The organism is Halogeometricum borinquense DSM 11551, from assembly GCF_000172995.2.
Lineage (GTDB): Archaea > Halobacteriota > Halobacteria > Halobacteriales > Haloferacaceae > Halogeometricum > Halogeometricum borinquense.
Genome location: NC_014729.1, coordinates 1,555,382 through 1,571,346, shown reverse-complemented (window position 1 = coordinate 1,571,346; position 15,965 = coordinate 1,555,382). Strand labels below are relative to the sequence as shown.

The following is a 15,965-nucleotide window of genomic DNA, read 5'->3' as shown; positions in this document are numbered from 1 at the left end:
CCACTCCACCAACACAGTTAAGTATATCCAAAGGATATACACAGATATGGCGAATCGCTTTGAAATCGACGGCGAGGAAGTTCTCGACGGTGAAGTCAAACCGTTCGGGAACAGTGCCCACGTCACCGTCCCCAAACGCTGGCGTGGAGCCGACGTGAAAGTCGTCCGAACCACAGAACCCACCGAACAAAACGAAGAATGACCGACTCACAGGCTCTCGTCAAGACGCTGGACTTCCAACTCAACATCCAGAGTGACAACGAGAGCCTGCTGTATGACGCCACACTCGAAGCACGCTCGGTGTACAACGAAACCATCCGTCTCGCCAAAGAAGGCGTGGACTGGGAGGTGATTCCTGACCGCGTGGCCGACGACGCCAACCTCGTGAAGAACACGACTCAACGCATCGTTTCGAAGGCTCTCGGTTCGATGGAGAACTACTACGAGTACGACGACTTCGGACTGCCGAGCCACACCAAGGACGGTGCGTACCCGCTCCGAGCGAACTACGAGGAGGGGTACAACCTGTCGCTCACCGACGACGGTGACGTGGCGTTCCGAATCAGCGCGAAACCGTACAACCACATCAAGGGCGTCCTCGAAGGGAGTGACGTTCACCTCGATATTCTCAAGAGCGCACTCGAAAGCGACGGGTGGAAGATTGGGACGGCAGAAGCCTTGTTCCACAACGACAACGCCGAGTTGCACGTCAACGTCACCAACACCGAGCAGACCGTTCGAGACAAGAACGACTCACGAACGGTCGTGGGTGTAGACGTGAATGAGGACAACGTGGCTCTCACCGCACTCTCCGAGGATGGCGTTGAGGACACGTTGGTCATCGACTTTCCCGAAATCAAATTCGAGCGTCACCGCTACTTCACGATGCGGAAGCGCGTCCAGAACGCGGGGAAAGACAGTACCCACGACACGCTCGAAGGGCGTGAGGAACGGTTCGTCCGCGACCGACTCCACAAGGTGTCTCGGCACATCGTGGAGTGGAGCAGTCAGTTCGAGAAGCCGTGTATCGTCTTTTGAAGACCTCAAAGAGATGCGCGACAGTATCGACTACGGCACGCGGATGAACCGACGCTTGCACCACCTCCCGTTCCGCGCCCTTCAGTTCTATACGTCGTACAAGGCGTCGTTCAAGGAGATTCCGACCGCGTGGATTAACCCTGAGTACACGAGTCAGCGGTGTCCGATGTGTGGGAATACGGAGCGTGCGAACCGAAACAAGAAGCGGTTCAAGTGCAAGGACTGTTCCCATCAAGACCACAGCGACCGTGGTGCAAGCGTCAATATCGCCGTGAAAGGTGTGAAGAAACTCGATTGGAATGTGCCTGCTCTCAACAGCCTTCCCGTTGTTCGGAAGGTGCGACGTTCACAAGAGCTCCGCTCTTGTGCAGCCCGCAAAGTCGCGAAGCGACTTTGAGACGGCAGGCATCGGGGGCTGTGGACGCCCCGACCGTGACCCACCCGACTGTTCGAGGCTATCAGGCCGATGGTCGAGTGGGAGTGTCCGACTAAACCACGGGAAGCCTCGGGGTCATACGGAAATGTTTGATTTCCGTGATGACGAGAGACGAGGTCTCTCGAACCACTTGACCCCGAGGCAGTTCACAGACTGTCCCACGCCTCGACGGCGCGGCGAGCGTCGGTCACGTCGGAGATCCACTTCGCGGCGATGCCTTTCTTCAACGCTCGGGCGGCGGGGCCGCCGAAGACGTTGATGGGAAGCTTGCCGAGGCCGGGGAGTTTGACCGCGTGGGCGACGGCGTCGTCACCGATGGAGACGACCGTCCCTTTGTCGTTGTGGGTCCACGTTTTGAGCGGTTGTCCTCTCACGGTGCGCGCGACGTTCTCGCCTGCGACTTCGGCGGCCTGCCACGCAGCCTGTGCGGTCGGCGGCGCGACGGAGTCGGTACCCTGCTCGATGAGCGCGGAGTCGCCGATGGCGAAGACGCGTTCGTCGCTCGTCTGGAAGTCGGCGTCCGTGAAGATGCGGTTCGAACGCTCGTCTTTCTCGATATCCGCGTCTGCGACTTCCTCTTGGCCCGTGATACCGCCGGTCCAGATGAGAACGTCGTAATCGAGTTCTTCGGGGTCCTCGTCCTCGCCGCCGCCGAGGTAGACGTTCTCTTCGTCAACTTTCGAGATGAAGTCGCCCGTCAGAATTTCGACGTCTCGCGCTTCGAGACGTTTGCGGAGCGCACCCTGCAGTTCGGGGTCGTTGCCGGGGAACACCTCGTCGAGACCCTCGACGAGCGTGATGTCGATGGGTGCGCGGTGTTCGTCGCGGTAGCCAGCGATTTCGCCTGCAGTCTGGATGCCGGAGAGACCCGCACCGCCGACGATAACCTTCGCGGGGTCGTCGCGGGAAGCATCCTCGGCCGCCGCTTTGATGTCGCTGTGAATCTCGCGGGCGTCGTCGAGGCTCTTCAGTTCGTGAGAGAACTCCTGCAGTCCCTCGATACCGTAGAAGGCCGTCGCCGACCCGAGACAGACGAGAAGGTAGTCGTACTCGACGTCCCCGTCTTCGAGTTCGACGACGCGGTCTTCGACGTCGATGTTCTCGACGTGCCCCTTGACGAACTCCGTCTGGGGTTCTTTGATTTCGTCGATTGGAATCGCAACGTTGGACTCGGCGCTGGGTTCGCGGATGCAGCGGTGAACCTCGTGGAGGACGAGATGGTAGTCGTTCTCCGAAACCCACGTGAGTTCCGCGTCGGGACCGAGTTCCTCTTCGAGCCGTTTGACGGCACCGGTGCCTGCATAGCCGGAGCCGAGGACGACGACCTGCGTGCTCATGCGAAAGTCTCCGCAGGCATCCAATAAATGGCCTTTGGAACGTCTTTCCACTCAAATCGCCAGACTGCGCCGTGGAGCGGACAAAATTGCCGGGGTGTACGACACGCCAGAAAGGCCGACTGCTCCGAGTAGTGACCGAGAGGAGACTTCAGTCGAGGGACAGACCGGCGTGCCAGCGGTCCACGCCAGCCTCGCGTTTCTTCTCGTCCATCTTGGCGAGGAGGTGGACAGCGAGACTCGCGGTCTCGGCGGCGCGGGACTCGCCCTCGGTTCGGAACTCACCCGTAACGCGGTTCGCGTAGACTGAGCACACCGCACCGGCCCGAAGCCCGTAGACGTTGGCGATGGTGAGGAGTGCCGAGGCCTCCATCTCGATGTTCTTCACGTTCGCGTCCTGCAGTTCTTCGACCAGCGAGTCCGACCCAGCGGCGCGGAAGCCGTCGAATCCGGGACGGCCCTGTCCGGCGTAGAACGAGTCCGCGCTCATCGTCAAGCCGACGTGGTAGTCGTAGCCGAGTCGTTCGGCGGCGGCGACGAGGGCGGAGACGACCTCGTGGTCCGCAACGGCGGGGTAGTCCTCACGGACGTACTCCTTAGAGGTGCCCTCCTGTCTGACCGCGCCGGAGGTGATAACCAAGTCGCCAACATCCATTTCGGGTTGAATCGCACCGCAGGATCCGACGCGGATGAGCGTCTGCGCTTCGACGCGGGCGAGTTCTTCGATAGCAATAGCGGCCGACGGACTGCCGATACCGGTCGAGGTGACAGAAATGGGCGTTCCTTCGTAGGTGCCCGTCGCCGTGCGGTACTCACGGTGGTACGCCTTCTCTTCGGCGTCATCCCAAAGTGCGGTGACCTTATCGACTCGTTCGGGATTCCCCGGCAGGAGGACGGCGTCTGCAACGTCTTCGGAGGCGAGTTCGATGTGATACTGGACCTCGTCGTTCGGGTCCTCGCTGTCGTCCATACACTACCTGCGTAGAGCGTGGTTGAAGGGTTTGTGTTTTCCCGGACCGCTTCGGCGGCCGTTCACTCCCGCTCTGCTTCCGCCGCCTCCAGCGTATCCAGCGAGATGGTGTTCGGCAGGAGTTCTCCGAGCGTGTACTCGGTCGTCTCTTCGCCGCCCTCGTCGCAGACGACAACAAGGTCCTCGTCGCAGAACTCCGCGAGCGTCTGTCGGCACATCCCGCAGGGTGTAACACCGTCGCGGGCACCTGACGTGACAGCGAGGCGGTCGAACTCGCGGTGACCGTTCTTGATCGCCTCCGCGACGGCGACTTCTTCTGCGTGCAGGCTGTTCGAGTAGTTCGCGTTCTCGATGTTACACCCAACAAATACCTCACCATCGGCGGTTCGGAGGGCGGCACCGACACGGTACTCCGAGTAGGGGACGTGCGCCTGTTCGAGCATCTCGCGGGCGCGAGTGACGAGTGATTCGGGCATGTGAGGCGAGATTTCTCCGGAGGACGGTAGTAGTTTGTCGTGTCGGCACAGCGAAGGGGAAACACCAAACGTACTGATCACCTATTCGGAGTGTGCCATCGGAAACCGACACCGCCGTCGAGATGCCGACGGGGCAAGAAGGACTTGGGCGGTCGATTCTCATCGCCGTCGGCGCCAGCGTCGTCGCCACCTCAGGGATCATCGGCTTTTTCATCGGAAACAACGGCTCCGAGGTCGTTTCGGAAATCCCTCTCTTCGGCGGACTCATCGTCCTGCCGACCACGCCAGTATCGATGACACTCTACGGCATCGTCCTCTCGACTATCGTCCTCGTCTGCCTGTTCGGTCTCGTCGAACTCGCCTCGCGGATGGAAGACGCCCCGCAGTGACATACAACCCGCAGTACAGACGAACCGCAGTACAGACGACCCACGTGACGCGCGACAGCGCTGTCGCGTGCGCGATTCGACCGTCTTGGTGTCATCGAGACGGGAGGCGCGGCGCTTTTAGGAGTGGGAGACCGACAAACGTCTATGCGCAGTTCCGCCACTACGTCCGCGGATGACGAGGCTGAGGACGCGCCGGTGGAAGGGGAGTTCGACCCGGACAGCCCCCTCCAACCGGACGCAGGCGGTCGAAACCGAAAGCGGGCCGTGTTGGCCGTCTTGCCGTTCCTCAGTATCGGCCTGTTGACGGTCGTGTTCCTGCTCCAGTGGGGGCTCGAACCGCTGTGGGCGTTCGCCATCCTCCCGCCCATCCTCTTCTGTAGCCTGCTCGCCTACATGGTCTTCAGCACCGACTTCCTCGAAGACCGAACCTGAGGAACCGCAAACGTGAGCGGTAACTCGAAAGCTACCGCCCGGTATCGTACTTGTACGTCGTCTCCTCAGGGTCGATACCGAAGTCCTCGGCCGTCTCCTCTATCTGCACTTCGTCAGGCGCGTCTGCGGGCGTAGCTCGCTTGAACTGCTCGCGGAGTTCATCAGGCATCCGGAATCGCCCGGGCTGAATGCGCATGGCGATGGCGTCCTCGCCGCGTTCCTCGCGGACGGTTTCGAGTCGTTCCTGGAGAATCTCGGGGAGGTCGTCGCTGTCCACCGGCTGGAACCCGAACGTGAGGAAGTAGTCGGGTTCGACTGTGAACGTGTAGACGCGGTCGAACTCCTCGTCGCTCGCCTTCGTCAGCAACCGTTCGACCACGTGCGCACCGACTCCTTGGTCCCGCCACGCCGGGAGCGTGAAGACGAACGCCAGTTCACACCATTCCTCGCCCTCGTCTTTGTGAACGCGAATCCGACCGAATCCGGCTTTCGTGTTCGTCCCTTCATCGAGTGCGATGACGTAGTCTCGGGAACGGAACGCCGGGTCTTCGAGTCCCGACTCCTCAATGCGGTCGAGTAACCAAACCTCTTCGCGGTTCTTGGCGTCCCGTACGTACATACCGGAGGGTAGGCGGGCGGGCAAAAAAGGATTTATGCGAATCATAACGCCGGTTGACGGCTCGCATCGACGGTCGGTGACCCGAGAAAGCGACCATCGTGAGATCCCCGGTCAGCCCGGTCAATACGGGAGGAAGATGAGGCCGACTGCGAGGAACGGAATCAGAAGTAACATCATCGTGACACCGTACCCGAACATGTCGCGGGCGCGGATGCCTGTTATTCCGAGGAGCGGGAGCGCCCAGAACGGTTGCAGGAGGTTAGTGTGTGCGTCGCCGACGGCGTAGGCAACGGTCGCCTGTCCTGCTGGGACACCGAGTTCGTTCGCCGCCTGTAGGACGGTCGTCCCGATGACCGTCCACTCGCCGCCGCCGGAGGGGACGAACACGTTGACAACCGCGGCGGTGATCCACGCGACGGCGGGGAACGTCGCTTCCGTCGAAAGGGAGACGAGCGTCTCGGCCATCGTCGCGGAGAGGCCGGAACGGTTCATCATGCCGATGATCCCCGCATAGAGGGGAAACTGGAGGACGATACCGCCCGTCGAGGTGATGGCGTCGTAGAACTGCTCTTGGTAGGCTTTTGGCTGGGTGTAGAGGGCGAGACCGAGAAAGAGAAAGAGGAAGTTGACGAGGTTGAGGTTCAACGCTGAGAGACCCTGCGTGGCGAACGTGTAGAGGGCGAACGCGACGCCGGAAAGGGCGATAATCCCACCGGTCAGACGGCTCTGGTTTATCATCTCGCTCAGAGTTGTGGGTTCCGTCACGCCACTCGTATCGGAGGGCATCTCCACACTACTAACGTCCTCGCCGCCGTCTACGGCCGAATCGAACAGTTTCGACTCGGGGATGTAGGCGGTGATTCCCTCGGTGTCCGCAGGTTCGGGCGCGAGGAGGTAGAGAACGAGAGCGGTGTAGAGGATGCCGGTGACGACGAGCGTCAGCGTGTACGGGTGAAACACCGTCTGTGAGGTCGGAATCAGATCCGAGATGATTCCCTGCTCGACGAAGACGTTGCCCGGCGTGTTCATGAGGAGCGGTGCGGACCCGGCGATACCCCAATGCCACGTCAGCCCCATCCCCATGTAGCCCGCGAGACAGAGAAGCGGATAGTGGACCTGTATATCCCGTGTTGCCGCCTGCCGACCCATCTCGCGAGCCATCACCGCGCCGACGATGAGGCCGAGACCCCAGTGGACCCACGCGATGACCATCGAAATGAGACCGACGAGGACGACGGCCTGCTTTCCGTTGTTCGGAATCGAGGTGAGCCTCTCGATACCGCGTTGGACGAACGGATGATAGGCGAGCGCATAGCCCGTTACGAGGATGAGCACCATCTGCATGGCGAAGTCGAGCAACACCCAGAACCCGTTGTACCAGTACGTGACCATCGACGCCGGGGTCGTCCCTTCGACGACGATGCCGCCAGCGAAGACGACGTAACTCAGGAGAATAGCGAACAGGAACGGACTCGGCATCACGCGTTCGACGACGCTCGCCATCTGCGCACCGAAGCGCTGAATCGCGGAGTTTGATGTGTTGTTTGTTGACATGACGCAACTAGTGGCGAGCGAAGCGGGCATAAACGTTCTGGGCGAACGAGACCCGGATTATCGTTCGGGAAAGTTACTTCACAGAACGCGGAGAACCACGGCACGTGATGGAGGTACCCGACACGGACGAAGTCGTCCACGAACCGGCGCGGGAGTTCGTGGAATCGACGAACGTCTACGAGTTCATGCAGGAGTACGGTATCGAAGACTACGACGAACTGATTCGGCGCACCTGCACCGATGTGGACGGGGTCGCGGAGTCGGGCGTCGAGTGGTTCTGGGACGAACTCGTCGAGTACCTCGACATCGACTTTTATGAGGACTACGACGCAGTTCGAGACGACACCGACGGCCCGCAGTTTTCCGAGTGGTATCCCGGCGGCAGTATCAACGTCGCTCACAACGTCGTGGACAAACACGCCGCCCCCGACTCGGAGACGCGCAACAACGTTGCACTCATCTGGGAGGGCGAACCCGGCGACGAGCGCAAGATAACGTACCACGACCTCCACCGCGAGTCCAACCGCGTGGCGAACGTCCTCGAATCGTACGGCATCGAGACGGGCGACACGGTGGGACTGTACATGCCGATGGTGCCCGAAGTCGTCTCTATTCTCTACGGCTGTCTGAAAGTCGGTGCCATCGCCGTCCCAATCTTCTCCGGGTTCGGCGTGGACGCCACGGCGACGCGAATCGAAGACTCGGAGTGTTCGGTGCTTTTCACCGCCGACGGCTTCTACCGCCGGGGCGGCGAGGTCACGCTGAAGGACGCCGCCGACGACGCCATCGCGGAGGCCGGGCACGTCGAACACACCGTCGTCTACGACCGACTGGGATTCGAAAAGCGGGAGGACAGATCGATCAAGTGGAGGACTCGTGACGAGTGGTGGCACGAAACCGTAGCCGAGGCCGACAGCACGTACGAGACGAAGGAACTGGACTCCTCACAGGAGTCGATGCTCTTGTACTCGTCGGGGACGACGGGCGAACCGAAGGGCATCGTCCACACCCACGCGGGCGTCCTGATGCAGTGCGCCAAGGAGATCTACTTCGGCTTCGACCACAAGCCCGAGGACCGCTTCTTCTGGGTGTCCGACATCGGGTGGATGATGGGGCCGTGGACGCTCATCGGCAACCACGCCTTCGGCGGCACCGTGTTCATGTACGAAGGCGCGCCCGACCACCCCGAACCCGACCGGTTCTGGGACATGATCGAACGACACGGTCTCACCACGTTCGGCATCTCGCCGACGGCGATTCGCGCCCTGCGGAAGTACGGCGACGGCTACGTGGAGCAACACGACCTCTCGACGCTCAGACTGCTCGGTTCGACGGGCGAACCGTGGGACCCCGAATCGTGGATGTGGTTCTACGAGAACGTCGGCGGTGGCGACACGCCGATCATCAACATCTCCGGCGGCACCGAAATCTGCGGCTGTTTCCTCATGCCGATGCCGAGCCAACCGCTCAAACCGTGTTCGCTCGGTGGGCCGGGCCTCGGGATGAACATCGACATCGTGGACTCCGCGGGCGACAGCATCGCGGACACGCACGAACGCGGCTTCCTCGTCGCCCGCGACTCCTGTCCATCGATGACAAAGAGCCTCTGGAGCGGTGACGAACGCTACCTGAAGGAGTACTGGTCGTCGTTCGAGGACCCGCCGCTGTGGGACCACGGCGACTGGGCGCAGAAGGACGAAGACGGCTTCTGGTTCCTCCACGGACGCGCCGACGACGCCCTGAACGTGGCCGGCCGGAAGGTCGGACCCGCCGAGATAGAGGGCGTCCTCATCGAACACGACGCGGTCAATCAGGCCGCCGCCGTCGGCGTTGACGACGACACCACCGGCACCGCCGTCGTCGCCTACGTCGTCCTCGAAGACGATGTCGAACCGACGGACGAGTTGCGCGAGGAACTGCGCGAACTCGTCGGCGAAGAACAGGGCAAGCCGTTCCGGCCGCGCGAACTCAAGTTCGTCTCGGAGTTCCCGAAAACGCAATCGGGCAAGATCATCCGCCGGGCCATCGCCGCCGTCCATCAGGGCGAGGACACCGGTGACCTCTCCAGTATCGAGAATCCCGACGCGTTAGACGAGATTCGAGACGCGCGGTAGAACGAAAAATCAGCGGTCGGGTCCCGCGCGAGGAAGCCCCGTCAGTTTTCTTCGTCTACGGTTCCGGCGACGTAACCCGTGACGTTCCCGAGATTCATCGCCACCGCGAGGACGATAGCGATGACGAAGACGATGAACGACGAGATGGCGTTCATCTTCGGCGCGGTACCGTACTTGATCATCGAGAACATCGACGTGGTGAGTACGTCGGTCGTCCCACGGACGAAGAACGCGCGGATGAAGTCCTCGAAGGAGCGAATCCACGCGAACAGGAATCCCGCACCGACGGCGGGCGCGACGATTGGAAGCGTCACGTCGCGGAACGTCTCCACCGGGTCTGCGCCGAGGTCGCGGGCCGCCTCCTCCAGCGATTCGTCAAACGAGTACAACCGCGCCGTCACGATGAGGACGACGAACGGCAACCCGTAGACGCTGTGCGTGAGGACGATGGTTCCGAACCCCATCGTGAATCCGAGCACCGTCTGATAGAAGATGAGCAGCGCGATGCCGAGGATGATGCCGGGAACGACCATCGGCAGGATGGCAGACGTTCGGTACACCTCCTTCAGCGGGAAGTCGTGCCGAGCGAGGGCGAAACTCGCCGCGACGCCGAGGACGGTGGCGATAATCGCGGACACGGTCGCAATCTGAACGCTCGTCCATAGACTCCCCATCAACGCGGTGTCTGCAAACGTTGCCGCGTAGTGCGAGAGCGTGAAGCCCTCGAAGGGGAACAGCGTCGAGGCGTTCTGGGCGACCGAGAGGAACATCATCACCAAGAGCGGTACCCAGAGGAACACGAGCAGTGCGGCCGCGGCCCCGTAGAGACCGTATTTCAGCAGTCGCTCCCTGCTCTCGTAGCCGAGACGGGACGGTGACCGAACGTCGGTATCTGTCCGCGCACCAGCGGCCGTCTCAGACTCGGATTCGGCCGCCATCTCAGGCACCTCCTAACTCTTCGATGCTGACGTAGCGGAACGCGAGTGCGAACGCGACGACGATGCTGACGATAATGAACATCGACGCGGCACTCCCGTAACCGATGGCGTACAGCGAGTTGATTCGGCTCTCGATGAGCTGTCCGATCATCAATACTTTCCCCTGTCCGAGGAAGCGTGGCGTGATGAACGCCCCGAGAGAGGGAACGAAGACGAACAGACTACCGCTTATCATCCCCGGCAGGATGAGCGGCAAAACCACGTCTTTGAACGCCTCGAACCGACCCGCACCGAGGTCACGCGACGCCTCAACGAGCGAGAAATCCACGCCGTCGAGGCTGGCGTACAGCGAGAGGAGCATGTACGGGAAGTACGCGTGCGTCAACCCGACGATTATCGCGGGGACGCCGAAGTTGAACAGGCCGAGCGGTTCGGAGACGACGCCGATAGTCAACAGCGTGTCGTTGATGACGCCGCTGGGGCCGAACATCAGGAACCACGAGTACGCCCGAACGAGGTACATCGTGAAGAACGGCAGGAGGACGAGGAAGATGACCACCTTGAACGTCCGTCCGCCGCGCCGGGCCAACAGATACGCGAGGGGGAGCGCGAGAGTGAGACAGAGAACCGTCGTCACCGCCGCGATGAAGTACGACAACAGCAGCGACTTGAAGAACGACGTCTGCCAGAACGCCCCGTCGCCACTCAATAACGCGCTGTAGTTTGCGAGCGTGGGTTCCCAGACGATGGCGTACGACTCGTTTACGGTCATGAAGCTGACCGTCACCATAAACGTCAACGGCGCGAGAAGCAGGAAGAACAGCCACGCCAGTGCCGGTCCGGCGCTGACGCCGAGATTGGCTCGCCGGGAGGAGACGGCACGAAGGAGTCGTTCACGAACCCCGTCGCGGTCGTATGTCGTGGACATCTGTCGTCAGGCCGATTTGATCTCTTCCCACGCGGTCAGCCACTTGTCCTCGTTCTCGACGGCTTTGAACGGAATCATCGAATCGAGACGGGACGGATCGATGCGGCCGAACATCTCGTTTTCCGAGTCCGAGAGATGTTCCTGAATCTTCGGGTTGACGCTCGGCGAGTAGCCGACCTTTCCGAGTTTCGCACCGAGTTTGGGTGCGATGAACTCGTTGATGACCTTCCACGCCATGTCCTTGTTGTCGGATTTCTTCGAGACGACGGCGGACTCGAACCACGCGAGAGAGCCTTCTTTGGGAGCAGCCATCTCCGCCCAGTCCGTCCCGTTGGCTTTCATCTCGACGATCTCGTTACGGCCGGACTGCCCGATGACGAAGTTTCCCTGCTTGAACGACTTGATGTACGTCGGGTCGGCGGCGATATAGCCCTGCAAGAGCGACTTCTGCTCTTTCATCGTCTGTTTTACCTCGTCGATCTGTTTTTCAGACAGCGTTATTTTGCTCCCCGTGAAGGCGTCGCGGTAGCCGAGGTAGAGCGCCGCCGCGCTCATCGCCTTGAAGTGGTTGTCGTACATGATGATCTGCCCCGACAGATCCGTTCCCTCGTAGGAATCGCTGAACAGCACGTCGTACGACTTCTCGTGGTCGGTCGGTATCTTCCGCGAGTCGTAGGAGTAACCGTACCAACCGAAGCGGATCGGCACCCCGTACATCGTGCCGTCTTTCGTAAACTGTGACTCAGCGAACGACTGGAACTTGTCGTACGTCGAGTCGTAGTTCGACACGGCGTCGCTCGGAACGGGAGCGACGAGGTCCGCATCCACCATCTTCGGGACGTAGTTGTTGTTCGGGACGGCGATATCGTACTGTGCGTCCTGCCCCGACTTCCACCCCGAGAACATCTTCGAAGAGGAAGTGGATTTCGTGAAGTTGACCGTGACGTCGAGTCGGCTCTCGATGTCCTCTTTGAGTTCAGCGTACTCCTCCCACGTCAGGACTTCGAGCGTCGTCGCGGAACCGCCACCGGACCCGGTGATACCACCGAGACAGCCTGCAGTTCCCGTGACGCCAGCCGCTCCTGCCGCGGTGAGGAACGCACGACGGGTGGTACTTGACGACTGCGAGCAATCATCCGTGTTTTCATTGACCATGATTCCTGACACCTGCTCTCACGATTACAGGAACTACATATAAATCCAACGCCACCTTGCAGGATGTAACCCGATTCGGGCAGTGAGTCGGAGGGAAATCGAGCTATCGAAGAGAGATTCGAAATACGTGGGGTCTGGCCCCACAACATTGATGAGTGTTGGCACGAAACGCTGTCGAAGATGTCAGACGAATCGTTGGTCGAACTCGACAGTGTTCGGAAGGAGTTCGGAGACGTGACGGCAGTTGACCGAGTGGATTTCTCCGTGCGACGCGGCGAGTTCTTCTCGCTTGTCGGTCCCTCTGGGTGTGGGAAGACGACCACGCTTCGGATGATAAGCGGGTTCGAGACGCCCACAAAGGGAGATGTCCGCATCGACGGGCGTTCGATGGTTGACGTGCCGCCGGAAGCGCGCGACACGAATCTCGTCTTCCAGCATCTCTCGTTGTTCCCGCATATGACGGTCGGCGAGAACGTGGGATACGGACTCAAAAAGGCGGGCGTGGACGCCGGAGAGCGAAGCGAACGGGTCCGCAACTTTCTCGAACTGGTGGATCTCGAAGGGTTCGCAGACCGCGACCCGACGGAGATTTCCGGCGGCCAGCAGCAACGCGTCGCCATTGCACGCGCTCTCGTGAACGAACCGAAGGTGTTGCTCCTCGATGAACCCCTGTCGGCACTCGACAGAAAACTCCGTAAACAGATGCAGGTCGAACTGCGCAAGATACACGAGAAGGTCCAGGGGGCGTTCTTCTACGTCACACACGATCAGGAGGTAGCGATGACGCTCTCGGACCGCGTCGCAGTCATGAACAACGGCCGCATCGAGCAGATCGGGACGCCCGAGGAGATATATCGCAATCCAGCGACTTCGTTCGTCGCGGACTTCATCGGCGATACGAACATGCTCCACGGCGAAGCACAGCGGAGAAACGGCAGTTGCGTCGTCGAACTCGGCGGCGAGAACGGCATGGTCCTCGAAGCCGACACCGAAGTAAACGGAGCAGTAGACGTATCCATCCGCCCCGAAGATCTCATCGTGGCCGACGACGGAGACATCAGCGGAACGGTCGTCGAGCGGTACTTCCAGGGCGACCAGACGAACTACGTCATCGAATCCGCCAACGACTTGCCGCCGCTGTCGGTCGTCACGCAGGGCCGACGTGGAAACATCGAGCGTGGCGACGAACTCCGCGTGGATGTCAGACCGGGCGCGCCAGTAGTGTTCGAGGCCTAACCCGTCTGCACGTTACGGCTTCGACTACAAAACGCCCGCAAGGTCAACTCGGCGTTCTTCGGGTCCCTCACCGACGGCCACGTCACCCACCGTCTCCTCATCGGGGAAGACAAGCACAGAACCGGCCAATATCGGCGCGAGGAGACCCGAGACGACCACGCTCGGACGAGCGAACGAGTCGCGAACGACCACCTCGTCGCCGACGCCGATCCCGTATTCGTCCACGACAGCGACGGCCGCATCGAGGAGGTCTGCGTGCGTGTACGTCTGTCCGTCGGCCCGAAGCACCGTGTCGGCGGGCGACACGTCGGCGGGATGGACCGCGGGATTCTCACTCCACACTTCTTTCTCCCAGTGAGTCGTGTCCGGACGTTCGGGTGCGCCACCGTAGACGGCGAGTTTGTGTCCGGGCGGCAAGTCGAACTCCGATTCCCGTTCGACGCCGACCACCGTCGCGCGCGGCAGCGACGAGATGTCCGCGTCGAAGACGGTGACGGCACCCAACTGCGCCGCACCGTAGAACGTCAACAGCGGTTCCGGCAGAAAATCGGGCGCGACAGCCACCTCATCGCCACCCCGGACGCCGAGGTAGCGGAGGACGTTCCCCGCTTTGTACGAGGTCGTCACGAAGTCGTAGTAACTGTACGAACGGCCGGAGGCGTCGGCACGGAGAGCGGGCGCAGACGTTCGCCGGTCGCGGGCGACGAGATCGCCGACGACGGCGGGGTCAGCCACCCGCGTCGGCGGGGCGTCGGATGTCACATTCGAAGCGAGGGACGCCCGCGTGAAAGTTTCGTCGTCCCGCGGTGGGCGACGTCTCGTGTCGTCGTAGATACCCCGCCACGCCGACCGAGCCAGCCACAAACAAGAGGTACAACCAGAGTAGTTTCAGTCTATTCGGTGAAAGCAGTTGTCCTGACAGTCACCTTCGAGGACAAAATGACATAATAGGAACTGCTCCCGATTCATGAGTGGTGGCAACACATGTCAATGAAGGCCGTAGTATATCAAGGACCGAACGAGGTAGCAGTCGAAGACGTAGACGAACCGGAGTTAGAACACCCGAACGACGTAATTATCGACATTACGACGACAGCCATCTGCGGGTCCGACCTCCACATGTACGAGGGACGGACCGCCGCGGAACCGGGCATCGTCTTCGGTCACGAAAACATGGGCGTGGTGACCGAAGTCGGCGAGGGTGTAAGTACACTGAAAGAGGGAGATCGAATCGTCGCACCGTTCAACGTCGCTTGCGGGTTCTGTAAGAACTGTGAGGAGGGGTACACCGGGTTCTGTACCAACGTGAATCCGGGATTCGCCGGCGGTGCGTACGGATACGTCGCCATGGGTCCGTACAAAGGCGGACAGGCCGAGAAACTCCGAATCCCGTACGCAGACTTCAACGCACTAAAACTGCCGGAGGGAGGAGCAAACGAGGACTCCTTTGCCCTGCTGGCCGACATCTTCCCGACAGGATGGCACGGAACGGAGCTTGCGGGACTCAAGCCAGGCGAGTCCATCGCCATCTACGGCGCGGGACCGGTCGGTCTGATGGCGGCCTACAGCGCGAAAATAAAAGGAGCATCGGAGATTTTCGTCGTAGACCGCGTCCCGAGTCGCCTCGAACTGGCCGAAAAACACTGCGATGCGACGGCGATCAACTTCGAGGATGGGAACCCCGTCGAGCAGATAACCGACGCCCACGGGGGCGAAGTTGATCGAGGCGTCGATGCGGTCGGCTATCAGGCCGTTGATCCCGAACGGGCCCGAGAAGCCGACGACGACCCGTACGACCCGGCGCGCGAGAACCCGGCAGTCGTCCTCAACCAACTCATCCGAACCGTCAGACCGACGGGCCAACTCGGCATCCCCGGTCTGTACGTCCCCTCGGACCCCGGTGCGCCCGACGAGATGGCCGCGGAGGGTCGTCTCGGAATCGACTTCGGAAAACTGTTCGAGAAGGGCCAACGCCTCGGGACGGGCCAGTGCAACGTGAAAGACCACAACCGTGAGCTCCGCGACCTCATCATCGAAGGTCGTGCGGACCCGAGTTGGGTCGTTTCACATCGCGTCGGACTCGAAGAAGCCCCCGAGATGTACGAAAAGTTCGACAAACGTGAAGAGGGCGTCACCAAGGTCCTCCTCGAACCCTGACTGTACCGTCCTCACGTTTTTCCGTCAGCCGTCTCAGGCGCGCATCCACGCCGCAGGATGGTCGCCCCGGAGGTGGTCATGATACATCTCGACCATCTCGGGGTACGACGTGGCGATGGCTTTCCACTCGCAGTGGTTACACTTTCCTGAGACAACTTCGCGGTACATTGATACTATCTGTTCAGCCAT

Annotated in this window: 16 protein-coding genes and 1 pseudogene; 7 read left to right on the top strand and 10 right to left on the bottom strand. The window is 61.1% G+C overall.

The window, feature by feature from the left end:
• Positions 1–46 precede the first annotated feature (46 nt).
• Both HBOR_RS19260 and HBOR_RS07950 read left to right on the top strand, forming a co-directional pair.
• Positions 47–202, top strand: a complete 156-nt coding sequence (locus tag HBOR_RS19260) for a DUF2080 family transposase-associated protein (RefSeq protein ID WP_006054451.1) — start codon at positions 47–49, stop codon at positions 200–202.
• A pseudogene (locus HBOR_RS07950) lies at positions 199–1,530 on the top strand (RNA-guided endonuclease TnpB family protein). Before HBOR_RS19260 ends, HBOR_RS07950 begins: the two are co-directional and overlap by 4 nt.
• A gap of 90 nt (positions 1,531–1,620) precedes the next feature.
• Here the strand turns inward: HBOR_RS07950 and HBOR_RS07945 are convergent.
• The 3 genes from HBOR_RS07945 to cdd all read right to left on the bottom strand — a co-directional run bounded on the left by HBOR_RS07945 (position 1,621) and on the right by cdd (position 4,254).
• The gene (locus HBOR_RS07945; protein ID WP_006054450.1) at positions 1,621–2,811 is read right to left on the bottom strand and encodes an NAD(P)/FAD-dependent oxidoreductase; all 1,191 of its coding nucleotides are present in this window, start codon (positions 2,809–2,811) and stop codon (positions 1,621–1,623) included.
• Positions 2,812–2,959: 148 nt separating this feature from the next.
• A complete protein-coding gene (locus HBOR_RS07940) occupies positions 2,960–3,778 on the bottom strand; it encodes a nucleoside phosphorylase (RefSeq protein ID WP_006054449.1) in 819 nt (272 codons plus the stop codon).
• A gap of 62 nt (positions 3,779–3,840) precedes the next feature.
• Positions 3,841–4,254 (bottom strand): cytidine deaminase, encoded by a 414-nt coding sequence (cdd, locus tag HBOR_RS07935; RefSeq protein WP_006054448.1) that lies wholly within the window; start codon positions 4,252–4,254, stop codon positions 3,841–3,843.
• Positions 4,255–4,346: 92 nt separating this feature from the next.
• Here cdd and HBOR_RS07930 point away from each other — a divergent pair, with 92 nt between their 5' ends.
• Together HBOR_RS07930 and HBOR_RS07925 are read left to right on the top strand one after the other, a co-directional pair.
• The gene (locus HBOR_RS07930; protein ID WP_006054447.1) at positions 4,347–4,643 is read left to right on the top strand and encodes a DUF7520 family protein; all 297 of its coding nucleotides are present in this window, start codon (positions 4,347–4,349) and stop codon (positions 4,641–4,643) included.
• A gap of 144 nt (positions 4,644–4,787) precedes the next feature.
• Positions 4,788–5,075, top strand: a complete 288-nt coding sequence (locus HBOR_RS07925; protein ID WP_006054446.1) for a hypothetical protein — start codon at positions 4,788–4,790, stop codon at positions 5,073–5,075.
• 31 nt (positions 5,076–5,106) lie between these two features.
• Here the strand turns inward: HBOR_RS07925 and HBOR_RS07920 are convergent, their stop codons facing one another.
• Together HBOR_RS07920 and HBOR_RS07915 are read right to left on the bottom strand one after the other, a co-directional pair.
• Positions 5,107–5,694: a GNAT family N-acetyltransferase gene (locus HBOR_RS07920; RefSeq protein ID WP_006054445.1), complete on the bottom strand. Its 588-nt coding sequence runs from the start codon at positions 5,692–5,694 to the stop codon at positions 5,107–5,109.
• Positions 5,695–5,814: 120 nt separating this feature from the next.
• Complete coding sequence (locus tag HBOR_RS07915; RefSeq protein WP_006054444.1) at positions 5,815–7,248, bottom strand: short-chain fatty acid transporter; 1,434 nt, start codon at positions 7,246–7,248, stop codon at positions 5,815–5,817.
• A gap of 107 nt (positions 7,249–7,355) precedes the next feature.
• Here HBOR_RS07915 and HBOR_RS07910 point away from each other — a divergent pair, with 107 nt between their 5' ends.
• Positions 7,356–9,362, top strand: coding sequence for an AMP-binding protein (locus tag HBOR_RS07910; RefSeq protein WP_006054443.1), 2,007 nt, complete (start codon positions 7,356–7,358; stop codon positions 9,360–9,362).
• 41 nt (positions 9,363–9,403) lie between these two features.
• Here the strand turns inward: HBOR_RS07910 and HBOR_RS07905 are convergent, their stop codons facing one another.
• Genes HBOR_RS07905 through HBOR_RS07895 form a run of 3 tightly spaced genes read right to left on the bottom strand, consistent with a single transcriptional unit; the run spans position 9,404 to position 12,383 of the window.
• Complete coding sequence (locus HBOR_RS07905; RefSeq protein WP_006054441.1) at positions 9,404–10,300, bottom strand: ABC transporter permease; 897 nt, start codon at positions 10,298–10,300, stop codon at positions 9,404–9,406.
• A gap of 1 nt (position 10,301) precedes the next feature.
• Complete coding sequence (locus HBOR_RS07900; RefSeq protein WP_006054440.1) at positions 10,302–11,228, bottom strand: ABC transporter permease; 927 nt, start codon at positions 11,226–11,228, stop codon at positions 10,302–10,304.
• A gap of 6 nt (positions 11,229–11,234) precedes the next feature.
• Positions 11,235–12,383 (bottom strand): ABC transporter substrate-binding protein, encoded by a 1,149-nt coding sequence (locus HBOR_RS07895; RefSeq protein WP_006054438.1) that lies wholly within the window; start codon positions 12,381–12,383, stop codon positions 11,235–11,237.
• Between the two features lie 180 nt (positions 12,384–12,563).
• Between HBOR_RS07895 and HBOR_RS07890 the strand changes: the two genes are divergently transcribed.
• Positions 12,564–13,619: an ABC transporter ATP-binding protein gene (locus HBOR_RS07890; protein ID WP_006054437.1), complete on the top strand. Its 1,056-nt coding sequence runs from the start codon at positions 12,564–12,566 to the stop codon at positions 13,617–13,619.
• A 24-nt stretch (positions 13,620–13,643) separates the two neighbouring features.
• Here the strand turns inward: HBOR_RS07890 and HBOR_RS07885 are convergent, their stop codons facing one another.
• Entirely contained in the window at positions 13,644–14,381 is a 738-nt protein-coding gene (locus HBOR_RS07885; protein ID WP_394295388.1) for an acetyl-CoA synthetase, read from the bottom strand.
• Positions 14,382–14,609: 228 nt separating this feature from the next.
• On the opposite strand from HBOR_RS07885, the gene HBOR_RS07880 reads away from it, so the two are divergent.
• Complete coding sequence (locus HBOR_RS07880; RefSeq protein WP_006054435.1) at positions 14,610–15,776, top strand: glutathione-independent formaldehyde dehydrogenase; 1,167 nt, start codon at positions 14,610–14,612, stop codon at positions 15,774–15,776.
• A 33-nt stretch (positions 15,777–15,809) separates the two neighbouring features.
• Here the strand turns inward: HBOR_RS07880 and HBOR_RS19970 are convergent, their stop codons facing one another.
• Complete coding sequence (locus HBOR_RS19970; RefSeq protein WP_006054434.1) at positions 15,810–15,965, bottom strand: hypothetical protein; 156 nt, start codon at positions 15,963–15,965, stop codon at positions 15,810–15,812.